Consider the following 774-nt stretch of genomic DNA (forward strand, 5'->3'; position numbering starts at 1 on the left):
GAGGAAGCGTATAAGGCGATTTGGTCGGCGCCGGTTGATGAGCTTGCGCGTGAGCACGGTATTCCGGTGCATTTGGCGACGCGGGTGGATGCTGAAACCATCGAATTGGTTAAGGGTGCTGAGCCTGATGTCATTGTGGTCAATAGTTGGTATAACCGGATGCCGGTGGAGCTTTATGATTTCCCGCCGCATGGCACGCTGAATTTTCATGATTCGTTGCTGCCGAAATTTACTGGGTTCTCGCCTGTTTTGTGGTCGTTGATCAGTGGTGAGTCCGAGTTCGGGTTGACGGTGCATCGTATGGATAGCGGTTTGGATACCGGTGACATTTTGGTGCAGCATTCGTTGCCGATCGGTCCGGCTGATACCGGCACCGAGTTGGTGTTGCGGGGGATGGATCTGATTCCGGGGGTTTTGGCTGAGGCGCTGGGTGCGTTGGAGTCCGGTGAGGCGTTGTGGCGGCCGCAGAACAAGGCGGAGCGGACGTATTGCCATAAGCGTTCTGAGCGTGACAGTGCGATCGATTGGAGTTGGCCGGCCGAGGATCTGGAGCGGTTTGTGCGGGCGTTGTCGGATCCGTATCCGCGGGCGTTCACCTTCTATGACGGTGGGCGTATCGAGGTTTTGGAGGCGCGGATTTCTGAGGCCCGCTATGGCGGTACGCCGGGGCGGGTGATCGTGCAAGAAGAAGGCGGGGTCGTGGTGTGTGGCGCTGATGCCTACCGCGTGGGTAACCGCGGGCTGGTGATCACCCGCATCCGAGACGCCGACGGC

The 774-nt window shown here is 59.0% G+C and carries 1 protein-coding gene; it reads left to right on the forward strand.

The genetic code is table 11. The annotated features are described in order from the left end of the window. On the forward strand, positions 1-774 hold a 774-nt coding region (locus tag AOT87_RS00025), incomplete at both ends, for a methionyl-tRNA formyltransferase (RefSeq protein ID WP_057979869.1).

The organism is Mycobacteroides sp. H003 (assembly GCF_001440135.1).
GTDB lineage: Bacteria > Actinomycetota > Actinomycetes > Mycobacteriales > Mycobacteriaceae > Mycobacterium > Mycobacterium gwanakae.